Raw genomic sequence first — 18,454 nt, 5'->3', positions numbered from 1 at the left:
AATGGATTTCAAACAGCATATTAAAGAAGTAGCAGATTATCCGAAGGAAGGAATCAGCTTCAAAGATATCACGTCACTCATGCAAGATGGCGAAGTCTACAAGAAAGCGGTAGATGAGCTCGTCGTTTATGCACGTGAACGTGGAGCGGAGTTGATCGCTGGTCCGGAAGCACGCGGATTCGTCGTCGGTTGCCCGGCAGCGTATGCGCTCGAACTCGGGTTCGTACCAGTACGTAAAGAAGGAAAGTTACCACGTGAGACAGTACGAGTTTCATACGGTCTTGAGTATGGGACGGACATTTTAACGATGCACAAAGATTCAATCCAACCTGGACAACAAGTCGTCATCTTGGATGACTTGCTCGCAACAGGTGGTACGATTGAAGCGACGATTAAAATGATTGAACAACTCGGTGGAGTTGTTGCGGGAATCGGGTTCTTGATTGAACTCGATGGACTTGGTGGACGTGAGCGTCTCGAAGGATACGACGTGTTCTCACTCATCCGCTACGAAGACTAATTTGAACGGGAAGCGACATGCTTCCCGTTTTTGAATAGTTTTTAAGGAAAATAACTTACAACCTTTGACAGGTCGTCAGATTTTTTCGATAATGGTTATAAAAATCATAGAATCTTGAATACAAACTACTACCATGCTGCGACGAATCCGAGGCGATTGGAGCGGTTAGAAAAAGGGTGTCGAATGTTATGACCAAAAAACAAATCGTAAGTATTGAGGATCTTCTCGACGCGCTCGGGGAGTATATGGGTGACGACGATATAGCCGAAGTGAAACGCGCTTACGAATACGCAAAACTTCATCATACCGGTCAGTTCCGACGTTCGGGCGAGCCCTATATCCTCCATCCGGTTCAAGTGGCCGGCATTCTCGTTGATATCGGCTTAGACGCCACAACGATTGTTGGAGCGCTCTTGCATGATGTTGTTGAAGATACGGATATTTCGTTACAGCAATTGACGGACGATTTTGGTCCAGACGTGGCCATGCTCGTCGATGGCGTCACGAAACTTGGGAAGATCAAATATAAATCGAAAAAAGAAGAACTTGCTGAAAACCACCGGAAGATGATTATCGCCATGGCAGAAGACGTGCGCGTGATCCTGATCAAACTTGCGGACAGGCTTCACAATATGCGGACGCTTCAGCATATGCCGAAAGAAAAACAAGTCCAAAAAGCGGAAGAGACGCTCGAAATCTTTGCTCCGCTCGCGCACCGGATGGGGATCTCGACAATCAAGTGGGAGCTCGAAGATATTTCGTTACGTTATATCAACCCGCAGCAATACTATAAGATCGTCTCGATGATGAAACAGAAACGGACGGAACGGGAAGCACTCGTCACCTCTGTCATCACGGAAGTGAACAGGGTTCTTGAGGAAGTGCATATCGATGCCGACGTGAACGGTCGACCGAAGCACATCTATTCTATCTATAACAAGATGGTGAAGCATAAAAAAGAGTTCAATGAAATTTACGATTTGATGGCGGTCCGCATTATCGTCGATTCGATTCGTGATTGTTATGCCGTGCTCGGAATCATCCATACGCAATACAAGCCGATGCCGGGACGTTTCAAAGATTATATCGCCATGCCGAAGCCGAACATGTATCAGTCGCTCCATACGACCGTGATCGGTCCGAAAGGTGAGCCGCTCGAAGTCCAAATTCGGACGAAAGACATGCATTTCATCGCTGAGTTCGGGATTGCGGCACACTGGGCGTATAAAGAAGGGAAAAACGTCTCGACGAACGGATTCGACGAGAAGATCGCCCACCTTCGTGAAATCCTCGAGCTGCAAAAGGATACGACGGATGCCGAGGAATTCATGGAGTCCCTCAAAGTTGATTTCTTTAGCGACATGCTGTACGTCTTCACACCAAAAGGAGACGTATTCGAGTTGCCGAAGGGCTCAGTCCCAATCGACTATGCGTACCGGATTCATACGGAGATCGGGCACCGGATGACGGGTGCGAAAGTGAACGGCCGGATGGTACCGCTCGACTACAAACTCGAGACGGGTGACATCATCGAAATTATCACGTCGAAGCATAGTTACGGACCGAGTAAGGATTGGTTGAAGCTCGCTGTTTCGAGCCAGGCGAAGAACAAGATTCGTCAATGGTTCAAACGTCAACAGCGTGAAGAAAACGTCGAGAAAGGGAAAGATCTCGTCGAGGCAGAAATCAAGAAACTCGGTTTTGAACCGAAAGAAGTGATCGATGAGCCGGCACTCAGTATCGTCGTCGAGAAGTTCAACTTCGGGAACGAGGAAGAGATGTATGCTGCAGTCGGTTATCAAGGCATCACTGCCGCTCAAGTCGCGCATAAGTTGACGGAGAAGCAGCGCAAAGAGCCGAAACTCGAGCTCTCTGAAGCCATCAGCGAATTGAAAGTCAGTCAGGCGCCGAAGAAGAAAACGGCAGAGGCGGGCGTGACGGTCAAAGGAATCGACAACATGCTCGTGCGCATGAGCCGTTGCTGTAACCCGGTACCGGGAGATGAAATCGTCGGATACATCACCCGTGGACGCGGCGTCTCGATTCACCGGAAAGACTGCTTGAACATCGTCAACGAACAACATCCGGAGCGTCTCCTTGACGTCGAATGGGAAGTCGGACAGGCGAAAGAGAAGAACTATAACGTCGATATCGAAATCACGGGATATGATCGTTCAGGTCTCTTGAACGATGTCCTTCAGGCGGTATCGGCGACGAATACGAATATCGTGGCCGTCAGTGGTCGGGGCGACCAAAATAAACAAGCTCGCATCTCGATGACGATCTCGATTCCGAACGTGAATCACTTGCAGAAAGTTGTCGAGCGCATTAAACAAATCTCAGACGTGTATTCGGTCAGCCGAGTCATGATGACGTGACGAAAGGAAGAGGAACGTGCGTGTATTATTGCAACGAGTGAAAGAAGCATCGGTCACAGTGGAGGAAGAAGTCGTCGGGGCAATCAACGCCGGATACTTGCTTCTCGTCGGTGTGACACATGAAGATACAGAAGAGGAAGTGAACTGGCTCGCCGACAAGGTGACCGGGCTTCGCGTCTTCGAGGACGATCAAGAAAAGATGAACTTATCGATTCAAGATGTGGCCGGTCAAATTTTGTCGGTCTCGCAATTCACATTGTATGGAGATACGATGAAAGGACGGCGACCTGCTTTCACAAAGGCCGCCAAACCGGATATCGCTGAAACGCTCTATGAAAAATTCAATGAGCGACTCCGGTCGAACGGGCTCATCGTCGAGACGGGACGCTTCGGGGCGATGATGGACGTCGCACTTGTCAATGACGGACCGGTCACACTCATGCTCGAAAAAAACGCTTGACAGATGCCGGCTTGATTCGGCATCATGAAGCATATAGTCAAACACCTACGATAAAGAAGAGTACGGTCAACCCACCAGCAAAGAGAGCGATGCCTTGGCTGAAAGCATCGACTGGATGATGACCCGAACGACACTTTGGAGGTGCTCCCTTGAAAACGAGTAGGGGGAGCCGTCTCATCGGGCGTTAACCGATTTCGAGTGGCAGAGTTTCAAGTGATGGCTCTGCAACGAGGGTGGTACCACGGGAAACTGACACAGGCTCTCGTCCCTTTGCGGACGAGGGCCTTTTTGTATTTTTTAAGGAGGGAATTGTGATGATGAAAGCACCACGCGGTACACAAGACCTGCTTCCGGGCACGGTCGAGACGTGGCAATATGTCGAGGAAAAACTTCGCGACATGAGCGCCCGTTATAACTATAAAGAAATCCGCACACCAATCTTTGAAACGACGAACCTGTTCACACGCAGTGTCGGGGAAACGACGGACATCGTCCAAAAAGAGATGTTCACGCTCGTGAAGAAAGGGAAAGACGAGTACACGCTTCGCCCAGAAGGGACGGCATCAGTCATTCGTGCGTTCGTGACGAACAAACTATTCGGAAATCCGGACCAACCGACGAAGCTCTACTACATGGGACCGATGTTCCGCTACGAGCGCCCACAAAAAGGCCGCTTCCGTCAGCTTCACCAATACGGTGTCGAAGCAATCGGTAGTAGTGACCCGGCCGTTGACGCTGAGGTCATCAGCCTCGCCTACTCAATCTACAAGTCGTTTGGACTTCAGAAAATCAAAGTCGTCGTCAACTCGCTTGGGGACGCGGAAAGCCGCAACGCCCACCGCGATGCGCTCATCCGTCACTTCGAGCCGGTGGCAGGCGAGCTTTGCCAAGACTGCCAGTCACGTCTTTACAAGAACCCGCTTCGCATCTTGGATTGCAAGGTCGACCGTGATCATCCGTCGATGAAGACGGCACCGTCAATCCTTGAATATTTGAACGAAGAGTCGAAAGCCTACTTCGATCAAGTGCTCGCACAACTCGATGCACTCGGTGTCGCCTACGAAGTCGACCCGACACTCGTTCGTGGACTCGATTACTATACGCACACGGCGTTTGAAATCATGTCCGAGGCAGAAGGGTTCGGAGCCATCACGACACTTTGTGGCGGCGGACGTTACAACGGTCTCGTACAAGATATCGGTGGACCGGATATGCCGGGAGTCGGTTTTGGAATCGGATTGGAGCGCCTCATCCTTGCATTGGAGAATGAAGGAGTCTTACCTAAACTCGAGACAGGACTTGATGTCTTCATCGTCGCGCAAGGTGAAAAAGAAGTCGAATTGACGGCGACACGTCTCCTACAACTCCTCCGCATGGAAGGATTCAAGGCAGACCGTGATTACCAAGGGCGCAAGTTCAAAGGACAATTCAAACAGGCGGACCGCCTGAAAGCCAAGTTCACAGTCATCTTAGGGGATGACGAAGTCGAGCGCGGGGCAGCCGCCTTGAAAGATATGACGACTGGTGAACAAGTCGACGTGCCACTCTCGGCCGTCGCAGACAAAATTCGTGAACTATCGGAAGGAGCAGAACAATGATCGGACGCACACATATGAACGGCCGCGTGACAGAGTCACTCATCGGCCAAGAAGTACAATTAAAAGGATGGGTACAAAAACGTCGTGACCTCGGGGGCCTCATCTTCATCGACCTTCGTGACCGCACAGGGATCGTCCAAGTCGTCGTTCGCCCAGAGAACGAAGCAGTCCACCAACTCGCGGAAACAATCCGTAGTGAGTATGTCCTCGACGTGAAAGGAACGGTTCTCGAGCGTGAGAACAAGAACCCGAACATGCCGACAGGAAACATCGAAGTCATCGCGTCTGAGATCAACATCTTGAACGCGGCGAAGATGACACCAATCCCGATCGGTGACGAGGCAGAAAACGTCTCAGAAGACCTTCGCCTCAAATACCGTTACCTCGACCTCCGTCGTCCAGCGCTTCAAGAGACGTTCCGTCTCCGCTCGAAGACGTCGAACACGATTCGTAACTTCTTGACAGAGCAAGAGTTCCTTGAAGTCGAAACACCAATTTTGACGAAGTCGACACCAGAAGGCGCACGTGACTATCTCGTACCGAGCCGTGTCCACGGTGGTGAGTTCTACGCGCTCCCGCAATCACCACAGCTATTCAAACAGTTGCTCATGGTCGCAGGATTTGACCGTTACTTCCAAATCGCACGCTGCTTCCGTGACGAAGACCTTCGTGCAGACCGTCAACCTGAGTTCACGCAAGTCGACATCGAGACGAGCTTCATGGATATCGAAGACTTGATGGCGATGATGGAATCAATGATGGGTGAAGTCATGGAGTCATCACTCGATCGCACAGATACACCGGCTAAGTTCGAGCGTATGACATACGCGGAAGCGATGCGCCGTTTCGGTTCAGATAAGCCGGACACGCGTTTCGGTCTTGAACTCATCGATGTGGCAGACGCGGTGAAAGGTGCCGGCTTCAAAGTGTTCGACGCCGCACTCGAATCAAACGGGCAAGTCAAAGCAATCAACGTCAAAGGTGAGGCGGACAACTTCTCACGTAAAGACATCGACAAGCTTCAAGAGTTCACAGCGGTCTACGGTGCGAAAGGTCTCGCATGGCTCAAAGTGACAGCGGAAGGCTTGAACGGTCCGATCGCGAAGTTCTTCGACGAAACGTACGCACAGAAGTTGATCGAGGCAACGAATTCAGAAGCAGGTGACCTTCTCCTCTTCGTCGCATCGAAACCAACTGTCGTCGCTGACAGCCTTGGCGCACTCCGCGTCAAACTCGGACACGACCTCGGTCTCATCGACGAGTCGAAATTCAACTTCCTATGGGTGACAGACTTCCCACTCGTGACGTTTGAAGAAGAAGACGGTCGTTTCTATGCGAATCACCATCCGTTCACGATGCCAAACCGTGAAGACCTTCACCTTCTTGAGACAGACCCGGCAAGCGTACGCGCCATCGCCTATGACCTCGTCTTGAACGGTTACGAGCTCGGTGGCGGTTCACAGCGTATTTACGAGCGTGACATCCAGGAACGTATGTTTAAATTGCTCGGCTTTACGCAAGAAGAAGCGATTGAACAGTTCGGCTTCTTACTCGAAGCGTTCGAATACGGTACACCACCACACGCGGGAATCGCACTCGGTCTCGACCGTCTCGTCATGATTCTTGCAGGTCGTTCGAACCTTCGTGACACAATCGCCTTCCCGAAAACGGCTTCGGCAAGCGACTTGCTCACGCAAGCACCGAGCCCGGTCGCGGACGCGCAACTTGAAGAGTTGTCGATTCGTACGGCAGTAAAAGAGAAGAAATAAGCACAAAAAACGAGGGTTGCCATGGCAATCCTCGTTTTTGTATGGGTGAAACGGGTTTTGGATTTAACACGATGGTAGAAATTTAATGGGACACTTCCTCTTGTTAACGGTTATCCTCTTCTCGCTGCATATATTTCGCTGTTCGTTGCAACGCGAAACCAAACGCAAACAGCGAAGCGATGACGGCGGACATCGTGTATACCGAATCGATGAATGCCAGATAGATTCCGAACAGTCCAAGACCGAAACTCAAGAAGAAGAAAATGAGCAGTCTCGGATGTTGTTTCAGCGTCTGTTTCATCGGCTCGGAACGTTCAACTGACAACCTGTGCCGTCTGTGACGAGAAGATTCGAATTGAACACTTGGCCGTCACTCTTCAAGACGAGCGTACGACGGTCTTCGAGAAAATCGATTTTCATCTGTTCATCTAAAAACACTTTTGTCCAGTTTTTGATTAAGATTGGTCCGATGTTTGATTCGATTTCAACGTCTTCCGGAGTCGTCTCGGTTACGTATCGAATCTCAAAGATTCCGCTGTTCCCACAGCCACAACCTTCTGTCTCGTAAAAGAGGTGCATTTGTCCCTCGCGTTCGCCTTTCAATGACTCGATTCGTTCGAGGGCACGATTTGTAATGTGTACATGCATGTGTATCACTCCTTACTTCTATTATACGCCGTTTGAAAAAAGAATGAAAAAGGGATGCATCCTGTTTTCCACCTTTCGGAAAAAAGCGTACACTTAATGATGAGAAGGGGGAAGAGAGAATGATTTCACGTTTTTTTAGTTATTATCGACCACATAAAAAGTTATTCCTACTCGATTTTTCATTCGCAATTCTCGTCGGACTGCTTGAACTTGGATTTCCGCTTGCCGTTCAATGGTTCATCGACGACTTGTTGCCGGGTGGGGAATGGAACTGGATTATCATCGTCAGCATCGGCCTGTTGATTCTATACATATTGGCCATGATGATGCAGTACGTCGTCAACTACTGGGGACATAAGCTCGGCATCAACATCGAGACGGACATGCGAGAAGAGTTGTTCACGCATATCCATAAACAGTCATTCCGCTTCTTTGACAATCATAAGACCGGCCATTTGATGAGCCGGGTCACGAACGACTTGTTCGATATCGGGGAAGTGGCGCACCATGGGCCGGAAGACTTCTTTATCGCCATCATGACGTTACTCGGTGCGTTCGGGATCATGTTCTCGATCGACCCTGAACTCGCACTCGTCACCGTTGTCGCAGTACCGTTCCTCATCATCATGATCACGTATGCGAATAAGAACATGAACAAGGCGTGGCAAAAGATGTACACGAATATCGGGGAAGTGAACGCACGCGTCGAGGACAGTGTGTCTGGGGCACGCGTCGTCCAATCGTTTACGAACGAGGCGTTTGAAATCGGACGTTTCCAAAAAGACAACAACTTCTATCGCGGCTCGAAGATTGAAGCGTATCGCGTCATGAGTACGTCACTCGCAGGTATTTATATCACGACGCGTCTTATGACGTTGCTCGTCCTTGTGTACGGGGCGTACTTAACGTACGAGGGTCAGCTATCGTACGGACAACTCGTGGGATTCATCTTGTACATGAATTTACTCATCAAGCCGATTGAAAAGATCACGGCGCTTTTAGAAATGTATCCGAAAGGGATGGCAGGGTTCAAACGATTCACGCAGTTGCTTGATGAAGAGCCGGACATTGAGAACCGAGCGGATGCGACCGAGGTCGAAACGTTGACAGGCGATATCGTCTTCGATGACGTCTCATTCGGCTATTCAGACTACCGCCAAGTGTTGACAGATATTGACTTGTCGATCGAGGCAGGGACGACTGTTGCCTTAGTCGGGACGAGCGGGGCAGGGAAGACAACCATCTGTTCACTCATTCCGCGTTTTTATGACGTCACAAAGGGTGCCATCTCGATTGACGGCATGGATATCCGGAACATGACGAAAGAGAGTTTACGTCGTCAAATCGGAATTGTGCAACAAGATGTCTTCTTATTTGCGGGTACGCTACGGGAGAACATTGCTTACGGGAAACTGGATGCGACCGATGCAGAGATCATGCATGCGGTGGAAAAAGCACATCTCGGCACGCTCGTCGAAGAGCTCGAGCACGGTCTTGATACACAAATCGGAGAGCGTGGACTAAAACTCTCCGGAGGTCAGAAACAACGCATCGCCATTGCGCGTATGTTTTTGAAAAATCCGCCGATTTTAATACTCGATGAGGCGACCTCGGCGCTCGATACGGAGACCGAGGCCATCATTCAGGATTCATTAAATGAACTGGCAGCAAATCGAACGACGCTCATCATCGCGCACCGTTTAGCGACTGTAAGGAATGCCGACCGGATTCTTGTCGTGACGGCAGAAGGAATCGTAGAAGATGGAACGCACGAAGAACTCAGTCAAAAAGGTGGCGTCTTCACGAACCTGTTACAACGTCAACAACTATAAATCGAGGGCTGCCTGATAAAGGGCGGCCCTTTTTTGGCGTGATAACAGCATTTCGTGGGTAAATACTTATGGATGAACGAAAGCGGAGGAGGCAAAATACCATGAAAGCTGTACAAGTCGTAGGATATGGGGACGTTGACCAACTCCAAGTGGTTGATATCCCGAAACCGTCTCCGAAAGCAGGAGAAGTGCTGATCAAGGTACGCGCCTGCGTGATTAACAATACGGAAATATGGATGCGAGAAGGGGCTTATGGAGCTCGGGAGAAGTCAGGATGGCGCCCGGAAGGCGTCCAGTTCCCACGCATTCCCGGTTCAGACATCACTGGTGAAGTCGTCGAGCTCGGATATGGGGTCGACCAAGGGATGATGGGTCGACACGTCGTCTTATTCCCGTTCACCTCGAGCGGACCTGAACGGAAGGAACACTTGTCGGACGATATGTCCTTTATTGGATCAGAGTATGACGGGGGCTACGCGGAGTATGTATCATGGCCGGCTGACCTTTGTTTTGACATGCCGCTTGATGATTTCGTCGAGAGTGCAGTCTTTTCCGTAAGTGGTCTCACGGCTTGGCATATGAACGAGCAGTTACACATCAGTTCCGGTGAGACGATTGTCGTCACTGGGGCAAGTGGCGGGGTCGGCTCACTCAACATCCAAATTGCGGCGAACGTATTCGGGGCGAATGTGTTCGCTATCGTCGGTGATTTGAAAAACGAGCAAGAGTTAAAAGCGCTTGGGGCGACCGAAGTGTTTTCCTACCGTTCTGAGACGCTCGCCGATGATATCATCGCTGCGAACGGTGGCCCGGTCGACGCGGTCCTTGATGTCGTGGGAGATGCGCTATTTGATGTATCTCTAAACATCTTGAAAAAGGGAGGGAAGTTCTGTATCTCTGGTTCGGCGGGAGGACAGACGACCCATCTCGACTTCCGGACGCTGTACTTGAAACATATCGCGATGTACGGGTCTGTTCTCGGGACACGATATGAATTCGCGGAGATGTTGCGCTCGATCGCCGAAGGGAAGCTAAAACCGGTCATTGACCGGACGTTCCCGCTTGAAGAGGCACGTGAGGCACAGGCGTATTTTAAACAATCGGGTAAGTTCGGAAAGATTGTGCTCATTCCGAACACATAAAAAGAGAGGAGATCTCCTCTCTTTTTCATGCGAATTTTACTTTGAGACGATCGACATAGGCGATGAACAGGCGGAACCGTTCTAGCCAAAACTGGAAGAATGGACCGATGAGGAAAATCGATAAGACGGTCCCGAAGAAAAGTGGCCCGCCGAGTGCCCAACCGATGAGACAAGCGGTCAGTTCCATCCAAGTCCTCATGGCACGGACGGACGTTTGGAAACGGTCTGCTAAGGCAAGCGTCAATCCATCGCGTGGACCGGCACCGTACCCGACGGCGACATAGAGACCAGCTCCCATTCCCATGACAAATATCCCGAACGTGAGCCAAACGACATTTACAAATAAGCCATCGAATGTCGGGAGCCATTGCTCGTTCAAAATCAGGTTCATAAATACCCCGACAAAGACCGCGTTGACGAGCGTGCCAAATTGAGGCCGGATTCGGTCGAGTATGTATTTGAATAGGACGAGTAGAAGTCCCACGCATAAGATGACTGTCCCGATTGAAATCGGAAGATGGTGAGCGATACCGATATGAAGGACGTCCCACGTGGAAACCCCGAGATTTGCCGTGATCATGATGGATGAACCGAGTGCGAGTAAGAACAACCCGGTCATGAAAAGACCCCATTTGAAGAGAATGCGTAAAAGATGGATGGATCGGACGTGCATGAACATCGCCTCGTTTCAATAGAATGATTGATTTATCTTAGCACAGGCGATTGAAAAACATAAAAAAAACGTCTCAGCTTATTGGCTGAGACGTGAGTTTTATTTCTTCGGTGATTTTTTTGCTTTGTTCTTTTTATAGTAATCGTAGACGAACGGTGCGACCGCCGTCGCAATTTTAATCAATGTTCCCATTTTGCCTTTCTTAGCCATTATGCTACACCCCTTTCTCTTCTAGAAGAATATATTCCACACAATTTGATTTTGAAAACATATTTCAAGCACATTCCAGCCTCATGACGGAGATCATAACCCATCATACTATAGAGTGGAGGAGGTCTATCGATGAAAACAATCATTTGGTACCAAAACGATTTACGTGTTGATGATCATTTGCCGCTCGAAGAAGCACTTCGCCATGACGATCCGATCGAAGGTCATTTTTTCATCAGTCCGAATCAGTTTGTTGAAAATCGTTATGGCGTCATTCCACTCGGGAACGAACGACTGCATTTTCTGAAGGAGTCATTAGAGGATGTGGCCGGCTCACTCGATGCACTTGGAATCCCATTTTACGTGCACGTCGGTCATCCGCTCGAAATGCTCGATCCATCCGACCGTCTCTTGTTTCAACGGGCCATCGGGTACAATGAGCGCCGACGTGAAAATGAAGTGATCAAAAAATGGAAAGGGACGTACGAGACGTTCGAAGGATTTACGTTGTTTGAAAAAGAAGATATCCCGTTTGAGAAAATGCCGTTTCTCTTCACGGAGTTTCGAAAAGCGGTCGAATATGATGTACGTCCCCGAGAACTGATTTCCCGTAAGGCGACGGCTGCCACACGCGAGGTGACGTTCCCATTTTCGATTCAAGAAGTAAAGCAAGACCCGAGGACGGCGTTTCCGTTCAAAGGTGGCGAATTGGCAGCGAAGCGTCGATTGAATGACTATTTGTCCGTGCCGATTCGAACGTACAAAGAAACGAGAAATGGTTTTGGTGTCGATGACTCGACGAAACTATCTTCTTATTTAGCGAACGGCTCGTTATCCCCACGACGGGTATTCTTTGAACTCGAGGCACATGAACGAACGCATGGGGTAAATGAATCAACGTACTGGCTGTACTTTGAACTATTATGGCGTGAGTTCTTTCAATGGGTCGCACTCGAGCAAGGGAAAAAGTTATTTCGATCACAAGGCATCCGGTCGAAACGGAAAGACTGGCGAGTCGATGCGGATGTCATTGAAAAATGGCGAAAGGGAGAGACGGGTGTTGATTTCGTAGATGCGTTTATGCGCGAACTGAATGCGACGGGATGGATGTCCAATCGGGGACGACAAATCGTGGCCAACTATTTCGCAAAGGAGTTGAAACAAGATTGGCGTTACGGGGCTTCCTACTTTGAATCGAAACTAATCGATTACGACGTGGCGAGCAATTGGGGGAATTGGGCGTACCAGGCGGGTGTCGGGAACGACTCGCGCGACCGCCGTTTCAACATCGAGCGTCAACAGTTCACGTATGACCCGGACCGTGCGTTTCGTAACAAATGGTTGTGACCAAACTGTCACGTGAAGTCGGCGTTTCTCATTGACTTCTTTTTACAGAAGCGCTATAGTTAAATCAACAGATGGGATACCTGAGGTGTACGAGAGCCGCCTTCGTTATTTTGAGCCAACACTTTGAATACGGGAGACCGAACTGCTAACCAGATCAACTGCCTCATCACGTGCAGGAGGACTTGTGAAGGAAACGCTAGGTCACCCACCTGCATACGCAGGTTCAAAAGCAAGGCATCGTCACGGCACTCCGGGCCCCATCGATTTTTTTGTAAATACGTCGCGAGACGTCTTTTTTTTGATTATAATTCCGAGTAAAATAGTATGAGAAAATAGAATTAGTTGGAGGAAGAAATATGCTACACCAGTTTTCACGAAATGAATTGGCCATCGGCTCTGAAGGCCTTGATGCTTTAAAGAATAAAACGGTCGCGATTTTAGGCGTCGGCGGTGTCGGCTCATTTGCGGCCGAGGCACTTGCGCGCAGTGGCGTCGGACGCATCGTCCTCGTCGATAAAGATGATATCGACATCACGAACGTCAACCGACAAATCCACGCACTATTGTCGACGGTCGGTCAACCGAAAGTCGAAGCGATGGGGAAACGTCTCCTTGACATCAACCCGGACTTAGACCTCGTCCAATTGAAGATGTTTTATACAGAAGAGACATACGAAGAGTTCTTTGCTCAAAAGATCGACTATGTCATCGATGCATCAGACACGATCATTTATAAAATTCATTTAATCGTAGAATGTAAGCGTCGCGGTATCCCGGTCATCTCGAGTATGGGGATGGCGAACAAAATGGACCCGACACGTATTAAAGTCGTCGACATTAAGGATACGTCATATGATCCAATCGCGAAGATGGTCCGTACCCGTCTACGTAAAGAGAAAATCTACAAAGGCGTCCCCGTCGTCTTCTCAGATGAGTCTCCAATCGTGACACGCGAAGACGTGAACGAGGTCGTCGGGAAGAAAGACGCGCCGATCCGCAAAGCGAAGATGCCACCGAGCTCGAACGCGTTCGTTCCATCGGTTGCAGGGCTTGTCGCTGCCGGCTATGTCATTAACGACTTGCTTGAAAAAGCGGGCGTCGAAATCAATCGCATCCAAAAATAAAACGACGCGGGCTCATTTCGAGTCGCGTCGTTTTTCCCAATAGTCGAGCCGCTTTTGGATTTGTTGCTCAAATCCACGTGGCGTCGGTTTATAGTAATTTGGTCGTTTTCTAGCCAAATTCTCTGGCCAATAGTTTTGAGGAACGAACCCGTCTTTTTCGTCATGTGGATATTTGTATCCGACCCCGTTTCCGAGTTCACGTGCTCCTGGACTATGGGCGTCACGCAGGTGTACGGGTACAGGCCCACCCTCAACTGTCCGGACGTGATGGAGCGCTTTGTCAATCGCGGTGATGACCGCATTCGATTTCGGTGCGGTCGCCAAATAGAGAACAGCCTCGGCAATCGGGATGCGGGCTTCCGGGAAACCGATGTACTCGCTCGCTCGTGCTGCTGCATCGACGATAAGAAGCGCGTTCGGATCGCTCATTCCGATATCTTCGGCAGCATGGACGTAAAGGCGACGCATGATGAAGCGTGGCGATTCGCCAGCCTCGATCATGACGGCTAACCAGTAAAGCGCAGCATCCGGGTCAGACCCACGGATCGATTTGATGAACGCCGAAATGACGTCATAATGTCGGTCACCCGTCTTATCGTATTTGATCGATTTCTGTTGAATCGACTCTTCTGCGACCTCAAGTGTGATATGAATCTGTCCTTCCACCTCAGGCGTTGTCAAGACGGCAAGTTCGAGTGCGTTCAATAAGACACGGTAGTCACCATCCGCCATTTTGATATAATGGTCTGCAGCAGCTTCATCCATCTTGACGGGATAACTTCCGAGACCACGTGAGTCGTGTAGAGCACGCTCAAGGACGATACGTAACTCCTCGGCACCTGGTGGCTCAAGTCGAAATACGGTCGCCCGTGACAAGAGAGCGGCGTTCACTTCAAAACTCGGGTTTTCGGTCGTCGCTCCGATGAGGACGAGCTTGCCGGACTCAAGGGCCGGGAGGAGCGCATCCTGCTGGAGCTTATTGAACCGGTGAATCTCATCTAAAAAGAGAATCGTCCGTTCGTCCTCATAATCATACCGGGACTCCGCTTCACGAATGACGTTCCGCAATTCATCGAGTTTGGCCGTGACGGCGTTCAATTGGACGAATGTCGCTTTCGTGTAATTCGAAATGACACGGGCGAGTGTCGTCTTCCCGGTGCCCGGTGGACCATATAAGATAATCGTACCGAGTCGGTCGGCTTCGATGGCACGGCGAAGCAGCTTGCCCTCGCCGATGATATGGCGCTGTCCGATCACGTCATCTAACGTTTCGGGGCGCATGCGGTTCGCGAGCGGTCCGCCATTCGATTGATGAAACAAATCAGGCATACGTAACCATTCCTTTCGACAAACGTTTGTTCGATTAGTATAACAGAAGGAGACTTGAAGATGAAAATATCTACAAAGGGCCGCTATGGCTTAACGATCATGATTGCATTAGCGCGTGAAACAGATAACAAGCCGCTCAGTTTAAAGAAGATTGCCGCACGCCATGAGTTGCCGGAGCATTATTTGGAGCAATTGATCGGTCCACTTCGTAACGGGGGACTCGTCAAGAGTGTACGGGGTGCGTACGGTGGCTACCAACTCGTCAAACCGGCAGAAGAAGTGACAGCGGGTGAAATCATTCGCTTGCTCGAGGGACCTTTAGCCATCGTTGAAGATTCTGAAGCAGATGATGCGGTGAAACGCAAGCTTTGGGATAAAATCAAAGAAGCCATCGATACCGTCCTTGACGAAACGACACTCGCGGACCTCGCTGAAGAAGAGTCAGACGGCTACATGTTTTATATTTAAGAACGAGGTGACCTTAGATGAACTATTTTGATCACGCTGCGACGACACCGATGCGACCGGAAGTCCTTGAAGCGATGACACCGTACTTTTTAGAGACGTATGGGAACGCGTCGAGCATCCATGGGATTGGACGTAACGCCCGGGCGGCGCTCGATTCTTCACGTCGCGTCCTCGCGAAGTGGATTGGTGCTTCACCGAACGAGATTGTATTCACGTCAGGTGGAACGGAGTCGGATAACTATGCCTTGTTCGGTGCGGCACATGCCCATCAGGAAAAAGGCAAACATATCATTACGACAAAAGTCGAGCACCACGCCGTGCTTCACGCGATGGAACAGCTCGAGCGTGAGGGCTTCGACGTCACGTATCTCGATGTCGATGTTTCGGGAGCCGTCACTGTCGACGCCGTTCGTTCAGCCTTACGGGATGACACGATTCTTGTATCGATCATGTATGGCAATAACGAAGTCGGGACGCGCCAACCGATTCACGAAATCGGTGAGTTGTTACAAGATCACCAGGCTCTCTTCCATACGGATGCGGTACAAGCGCTTGGTACAGAAGAAATTGATGTGAAGGCGATTCATGTCGATTTATTGTCGGCGTCCGCACATAAAGTGAATGGGCCAAAAGGTATCGGTTTTCTTTTCATGAAAACAGGTGTAAAATTAGCGTCACGTTCTTTCGGTGGACAACAAGAACGTAAACGTCGAGCCGGCACGGAAAATGTTCCGGGTGCCGTCGGATTCCAAAAAGCAGCTGAACTCGTCATGGCAGAGCGTGAAGACCGAGTGACTCTCTATGAGTCGCTCGATTTGGCACTACGTCAGCGTCTTGACGAACTAGGCGTAACTTATGAGGTGAACGGGTCAAATCGTTTACCTCACATCGTGAACTTATACCTTCCTGGAATTGACCTTGAACCCTTCCTCATCATGATGGATATGCGGGGCATGGCGATTTCAAGCGGAAGTGCCTGCACGGCAGGGTCGGTCGAACCGTCCCACGTATTGTCGGCGATGTACGGGGATTCAGAGCGGACGCGTCAGTCTGTTCGAATCAGTTTTGGCCACGGTAACTCGGTCGAGGACGCGAAACGGCTCGCGGAGCGACTACAAGTAGTCGTCTCGACATTTATGAACGGAGTGAGATAGATGAATTTACGCACGAAAGCCCCTGAAGAGACGACGGTCGTCGTCGGCATGTCAGGTGGCGTCGATTCATCGGTGACGGCCCAAGTGTTAAAAGAGCAAGGGTATAACGTCATCGGGATTTTTATGAAAAACTGGGACGACACGGACGAGAACGGTGTGTGTACGGCGACAGAGGACTATGAAGACGTCATCGCCGTCGCGAACCAAATCGGGATTCCGTATTACGCGGTCAACTTTGAAAAGGAATATTGGGACCGCGTCTTTGAATATTTCTTAGCGGAGTACCGTCTCGGTCGGACACCGAACCCGGACGTCATGTGTAACAAAGAAATCAAATTCAAGGCGTTCCTTGACCATGCGCTTCGACTCGGTGCCGATTTTGTCGCGACTGGACACTATGCGCAAGTGAAATATGTCGATGGCGAGCACCGTCTGTTACGAGGAAAAGACGACAACAAAGACCAAACGTATTTCTTGAACCAATTGTCTCAAGACCAGCTCGCGCGGACGATGTTCCCGATCGGTCATATGGACAAGAAAGATGTACGTGCGATTGCCGAAGAAGCAGGACTCGCGACGGCGAAGAAAAAAGATTCGACGGGAATCTGCTTTATCGGTGAGCGGAACTTTAAAGAGTTCTTATCGGAATACCTTCCATCACAGCCTGGTGAAATGCGGACGCTCGATGGCGTCGTCAAAGGACGTCATGACGGGTTGATGTATTATACGCTCGGACAACGTCACGGTCTCGGAATCGGTGGCGACGGGGACCCTTGGTTTGTCGTCGGGAAAGATGTTGAGAACAACGTCTTGTTCGTCGGACAAGGGTTCCATCACGACGCGCTCTACTCAGATGCGCTGCTCGCTTCGAAACTATCATGGACGGGAGCTGCTTCATCAGGAGAGTTCCGGGCGACGGCGAAGTTCCGTTATCGCCAACAAGATGTCCCGGTCACGATCGCTCCGCTCGAAAATGGCGAGGTCCTCGTCAAGTTCGATGAGCCACAACGTGCCATCACGCCAGGACAAGCGGTCGTCTTCTATGATGGCGACATCTGTCTCGGTGGGGCAACGATTGACGAAGCGTATCGAAACGGAAAACGACTCGACTATATCGGATGAGGTGATTGATATGAACGCAAACGAACAAGGCATCCAAGCGATGCAGCAAGGTGAATTCGAACGGGCAGCCAAACATTTCAATGAGGCCATTGAAGCGAACCCGACAGACCCGACTGGTTTCGTCAACATGGGGACGTTGCTTCAGGCAATCAATGATTACGATCGTGCCGTCATCTTCTATGACAAAGCGATTGAACTCGATGGCTCGTTCGGTGCCGCGCACTATGCGAAAGGCGCCCTTGCCTATGAACTTGAGCAATTGGAGTCAGCGGAGGCGTCGCTTCGCCAAGCGCTCCTTTCGGGGATGGACGATGCCGATCTTCACTTCATGCTCGGCTTGACGTACAAAGCGATGGGTGACTTCGTTCGTGCGATGCCACGCCTGCGTGAAGCGAAGAAGCAATCGCCGGAAGACGTGGAAATCACGTTCCAATACGGACTTGCCCTCGCGCAAAGTGAGCAGCTCGAAGAGGCGGTCGTTGCGTTAGAAGAGACGCTCGACCTTGATGCGAGCCATACGGATGCCCGTTACAACTTGGCGATCGCATATGCGTTCTTAGGTGACCAGGAACGAACGTATGCTGAGTTGCAACGCGTCTTAGAGATGCAACCAGACCACGAACTCGCACGTGACGCCATCGCGAAGATGGATGCACTGCTCGGTAACTAAATTAATATAG

The 18,454-nt window shown here is 50.3% G+C and carries 17 protein-coding genes, 1 other RNA gene and 1 other annotated feature; of the genes, 14 read left to right on the top strand and 4 right to left on the bottom strand.

All coding sequences use genetic code 11. From position 1 onward, the window contains the following. Window position 1 precedes the first annotated feature (1 nt). From KNO61_RS06505 to aspS, 5 genes are all read left to right on the top strand, one after another. Entirely contained in the window at window positions 2-520 is a 519-nt protein-coding gene (locus KNO61_RS06505; protein ID WP_078146574.1) for an adenine phosphoribosyltransferase, read from the top strand. Between the two features lie 188 nt (window positions 521-708). Further along, a complete protein-coding gene (locus KNO61_RS06500; RefSeq protein ID WP_078146575.1) occupies window positions 709-2,898 on the top strand; it encodes a RelA/SpoT family protein in 2,190 nt (729 codons plus the stop codon). Between the two features lie 16 nt (window positions 2,899-2,914). After that, a complete protein-coding gene (gene dtd / locus KNO61_RS06495) occupies window positions 2,915-3,358 on the top strand; it encodes a D-aminoacyl-tRNA deacylase (RefSeq protein ID WP_078146576.1) in 444 nt (147 codons plus the stop codon). 38 nt (window positions 3,359-3,396) lie between these two features. Further along, window positions 3,397-3,631 (top strand) — a binding site (T-box leader). Between the two features lie 44 nt (window positions 3,632-3,675). Next, window positions 3,676-4,956, top strand: coding sequence for a histidine--tRNA ligase (gene hisS, locus KNO61_RS06490; RefSeq protein WP_251025588.1), 1,281 nt, complete (start codon window positions 3,676-3,678; stop codon window positions 4,954-4,956). After that, on the top strand, window positions 4,953-6,725 hold the full coding sequence (aspS, locus tag KNO61_RS06485) for an aspartate--tRNA ligase (protein ID WP_214872803.1): 1,773 nt from the start codon (window positions 4,953-4,955) through the stop codon (window positions 6,723-6,725). Before hisS ends, aspS begins: the two co-directional genes overlap by 4 nt. Before the next feature lie 103 nt (window positions 6,726-6,828). Here the strand turns inward: aspS and KNO61_RS06480 are convergent, their stop codons facing one another. Next, entirely contained in the window at window positions 6,829-7,050 is a 222-nt protein-coding gene (locus tag KNO61_RS06480; RefSeq protein WP_214872802.1) for a hypothetical protein, read from the bottom strand. Continuing rightward, the gene (locus KNO61_RS06475) at window positions 7,023-7,373 is read right to left on the bottom strand and encodes an iron-sulfur cluster biosynthesis family protein (protein ID WP_078146579.1); all 351 of its coding nucleotides are present in this window, start codon (window positions 7,371-7,373) and stop codon (window positions 7,023-7,025) included. Before KNO61_RS06475 ends, KNO61_RS06480 begins: the two co-directional genes overlap by 28 nt. Before the next feature lie 119 nt (window positions 7,374-7,492). Between KNO61_RS06475 and KNO61_RS06470 the strand changes: the two genes are divergently transcribed. Both KNO61_RS06470 and KNO61_RS06465 read left to right on the top strand, forming a co-directional pair. Next, a complete protein-coding gene (locus KNO61_RS06470; RefSeq protein ID WP_074037457.1) occupies window positions 7,493-9,205 on the top strand; it encodes an ABC transporter ATP-binding protein in 1,713 nt (570 codons plus the stop codon). Between the two features lie 101 nt (window positions 9,206-9,306). Continuing rightward, a complete protein-coding gene (locus KNO61_RS06465) occupies window positions 9,307-10,347 on the top strand; it encodes an alcohol dehydrogenase family protein (protein ID WP_214872801.1) in 1,041 nt (346 codons plus the stop codon). A gap of 25 nt (window positions 10,348-10,372) precedes the next feature. Here the strand turns inward: KNO61_RS06465 and KNO61_RS06460 are convergent, their stop codons facing one another. Beyond that, entirely contained in the window at window positions 10,373-11,020 is a 648-nt protein-coding gene (locus tag KNO61_RS06460) for a YczE/YyaS/YitT family protein (RefSeq protein ID WP_214684601.1), read from the bottom strand. 342 nt (window positions 11,021-11,362) lie between these two features. Between KNO61_RS06460 and KNO61_RS06455 the strand changes: the two genes are divergently transcribed. The 3 genes from KNO61_RS06455 to KNO61_RS06445 all read left to right on the top strand — a co-directional run bounded on the left by KNO61_RS06455 (window position 11,363) and on the right by KNO61_RS06445 (window position 13,701). Further along, window positions 11,363-12,577, top strand: coding sequence for a DASH family cryptochrome (locus KNO61_RS06455; RefSeq protein WP_214872800.1), 1,215 nt, complete (start codon window positions 11,363-11,365; stop codon window positions 12,575-12,577). A gap of 74 nt (window positions 12,578-12,651) precedes the next feature. After that, a non-coding RNA gene (gene ssrS, locus KNO61_RS06450) (6S RNA) lies at window positions 12,652-12,838 on the top strand. 95 nt (window positions 12,839-12,933) lie between these two features. Continuing rightward, window positions 12,934-13,701, top strand: a complete 768-nt coding sequence (locus KNO61_RS06445; protein ID WP_214684596.1) for a tRNA threonylcarbamoyladenosine dehydratase — start codon at window positions 12,934-12,936, stop codon at window positions 13,699-13,701. Window positions 13,702-13,713: 12 nt separating this feature from the next. Here KNO61_RS06445 and KNO61_RS06440 read toward each other — a convergent pair whose 3' ends face one another. Next, window positions 13,714-15,030, bottom strand: coding sequence for a replication-associated recombination protein A (locus tag KNO61_RS06440; protein WP_214684594.1), 1,317 nt, complete (start codon window positions 15,028-15,030; stop codon window positions 13,714-13,716). 60 nt (window positions 15,031-15,090) lie between these two features. On the opposite strand from KNO61_RS06440, the gene cymR reads away from it, so the two are divergent. Genes cymR through KNO61_RS06420 form a run of 4 tightly spaced genes read left to right on the top strand, consistent with a single transcriptional unit; the run spans window position 15,091 to window position 18,444 of the window. Further along, window positions 15,091-15,498, top strand: a complete 408-nt coding sequence (cymR, locus tag KNO61_RS06435) for a cysteine metabolism transcriptional regulator CymR (RefSeq protein ID WP_031421454.1) — start codon at window positions 15,091-15,093, stop codon at window positions 15,496-15,498. A gap of 17 nt (window positions 15,499-15,515) precedes the next feature. After that, window positions 15,516-16,652, top strand: a complete 1,137-nt coding sequence (locus tag KNO61_RS06430; RefSeq protein ID WP_214872799.1) for a cysteine desulfurase family protein — start codon at window positions 15,516-15,518, stop codon at window positions 16,650-16,652. Then, the gene (gene mnmA / locus KNO61_RS06425) at window positions 16,653-17,774 is read left to right on the top strand and encodes a tRNA 2-thiouridine(34) synthase MnmA (RefSeq protein ID WP_214872798.1); all 1,122 of its coding nucleotides are present in this window, start codon (window positions 16,653-16,655) and stop codon (window positions 17,772-17,774) included. It begins immediately after the preceding gene. Continuing rightward, window positions 17,662-18,444, top strand: coding sequence for a tetratricopeptide repeat protein (locus KNO61_RS06420; RefSeq protein ID WP_371816590.1), 783 nt, complete (start codon window positions 17,662-17,664; stop codon window positions 18,442-18,444). The genes mnmA and KNO61_RS06420 overlap by 113 nt, the downstream gene beginning before the upstream one ends. Window positions 18,445-18,454: the final 10 nt, after the last annotated feature.

Origin of the sequence: Exiguobacterium sp. s140, from assembly GCF_018617035.1 — a bacterium.
Classification (GTDB): Bacteria; Bacillota; Bacilli; order Exiguobacteriales; family Exiguobacteriaceae; genus Exiguobacterium; species Exiguobacterium profundum.
Note: the sequence above shows the minus strand (reverse complement) of the source record. Positions and strands in the feature narration are given on the sequence as shown.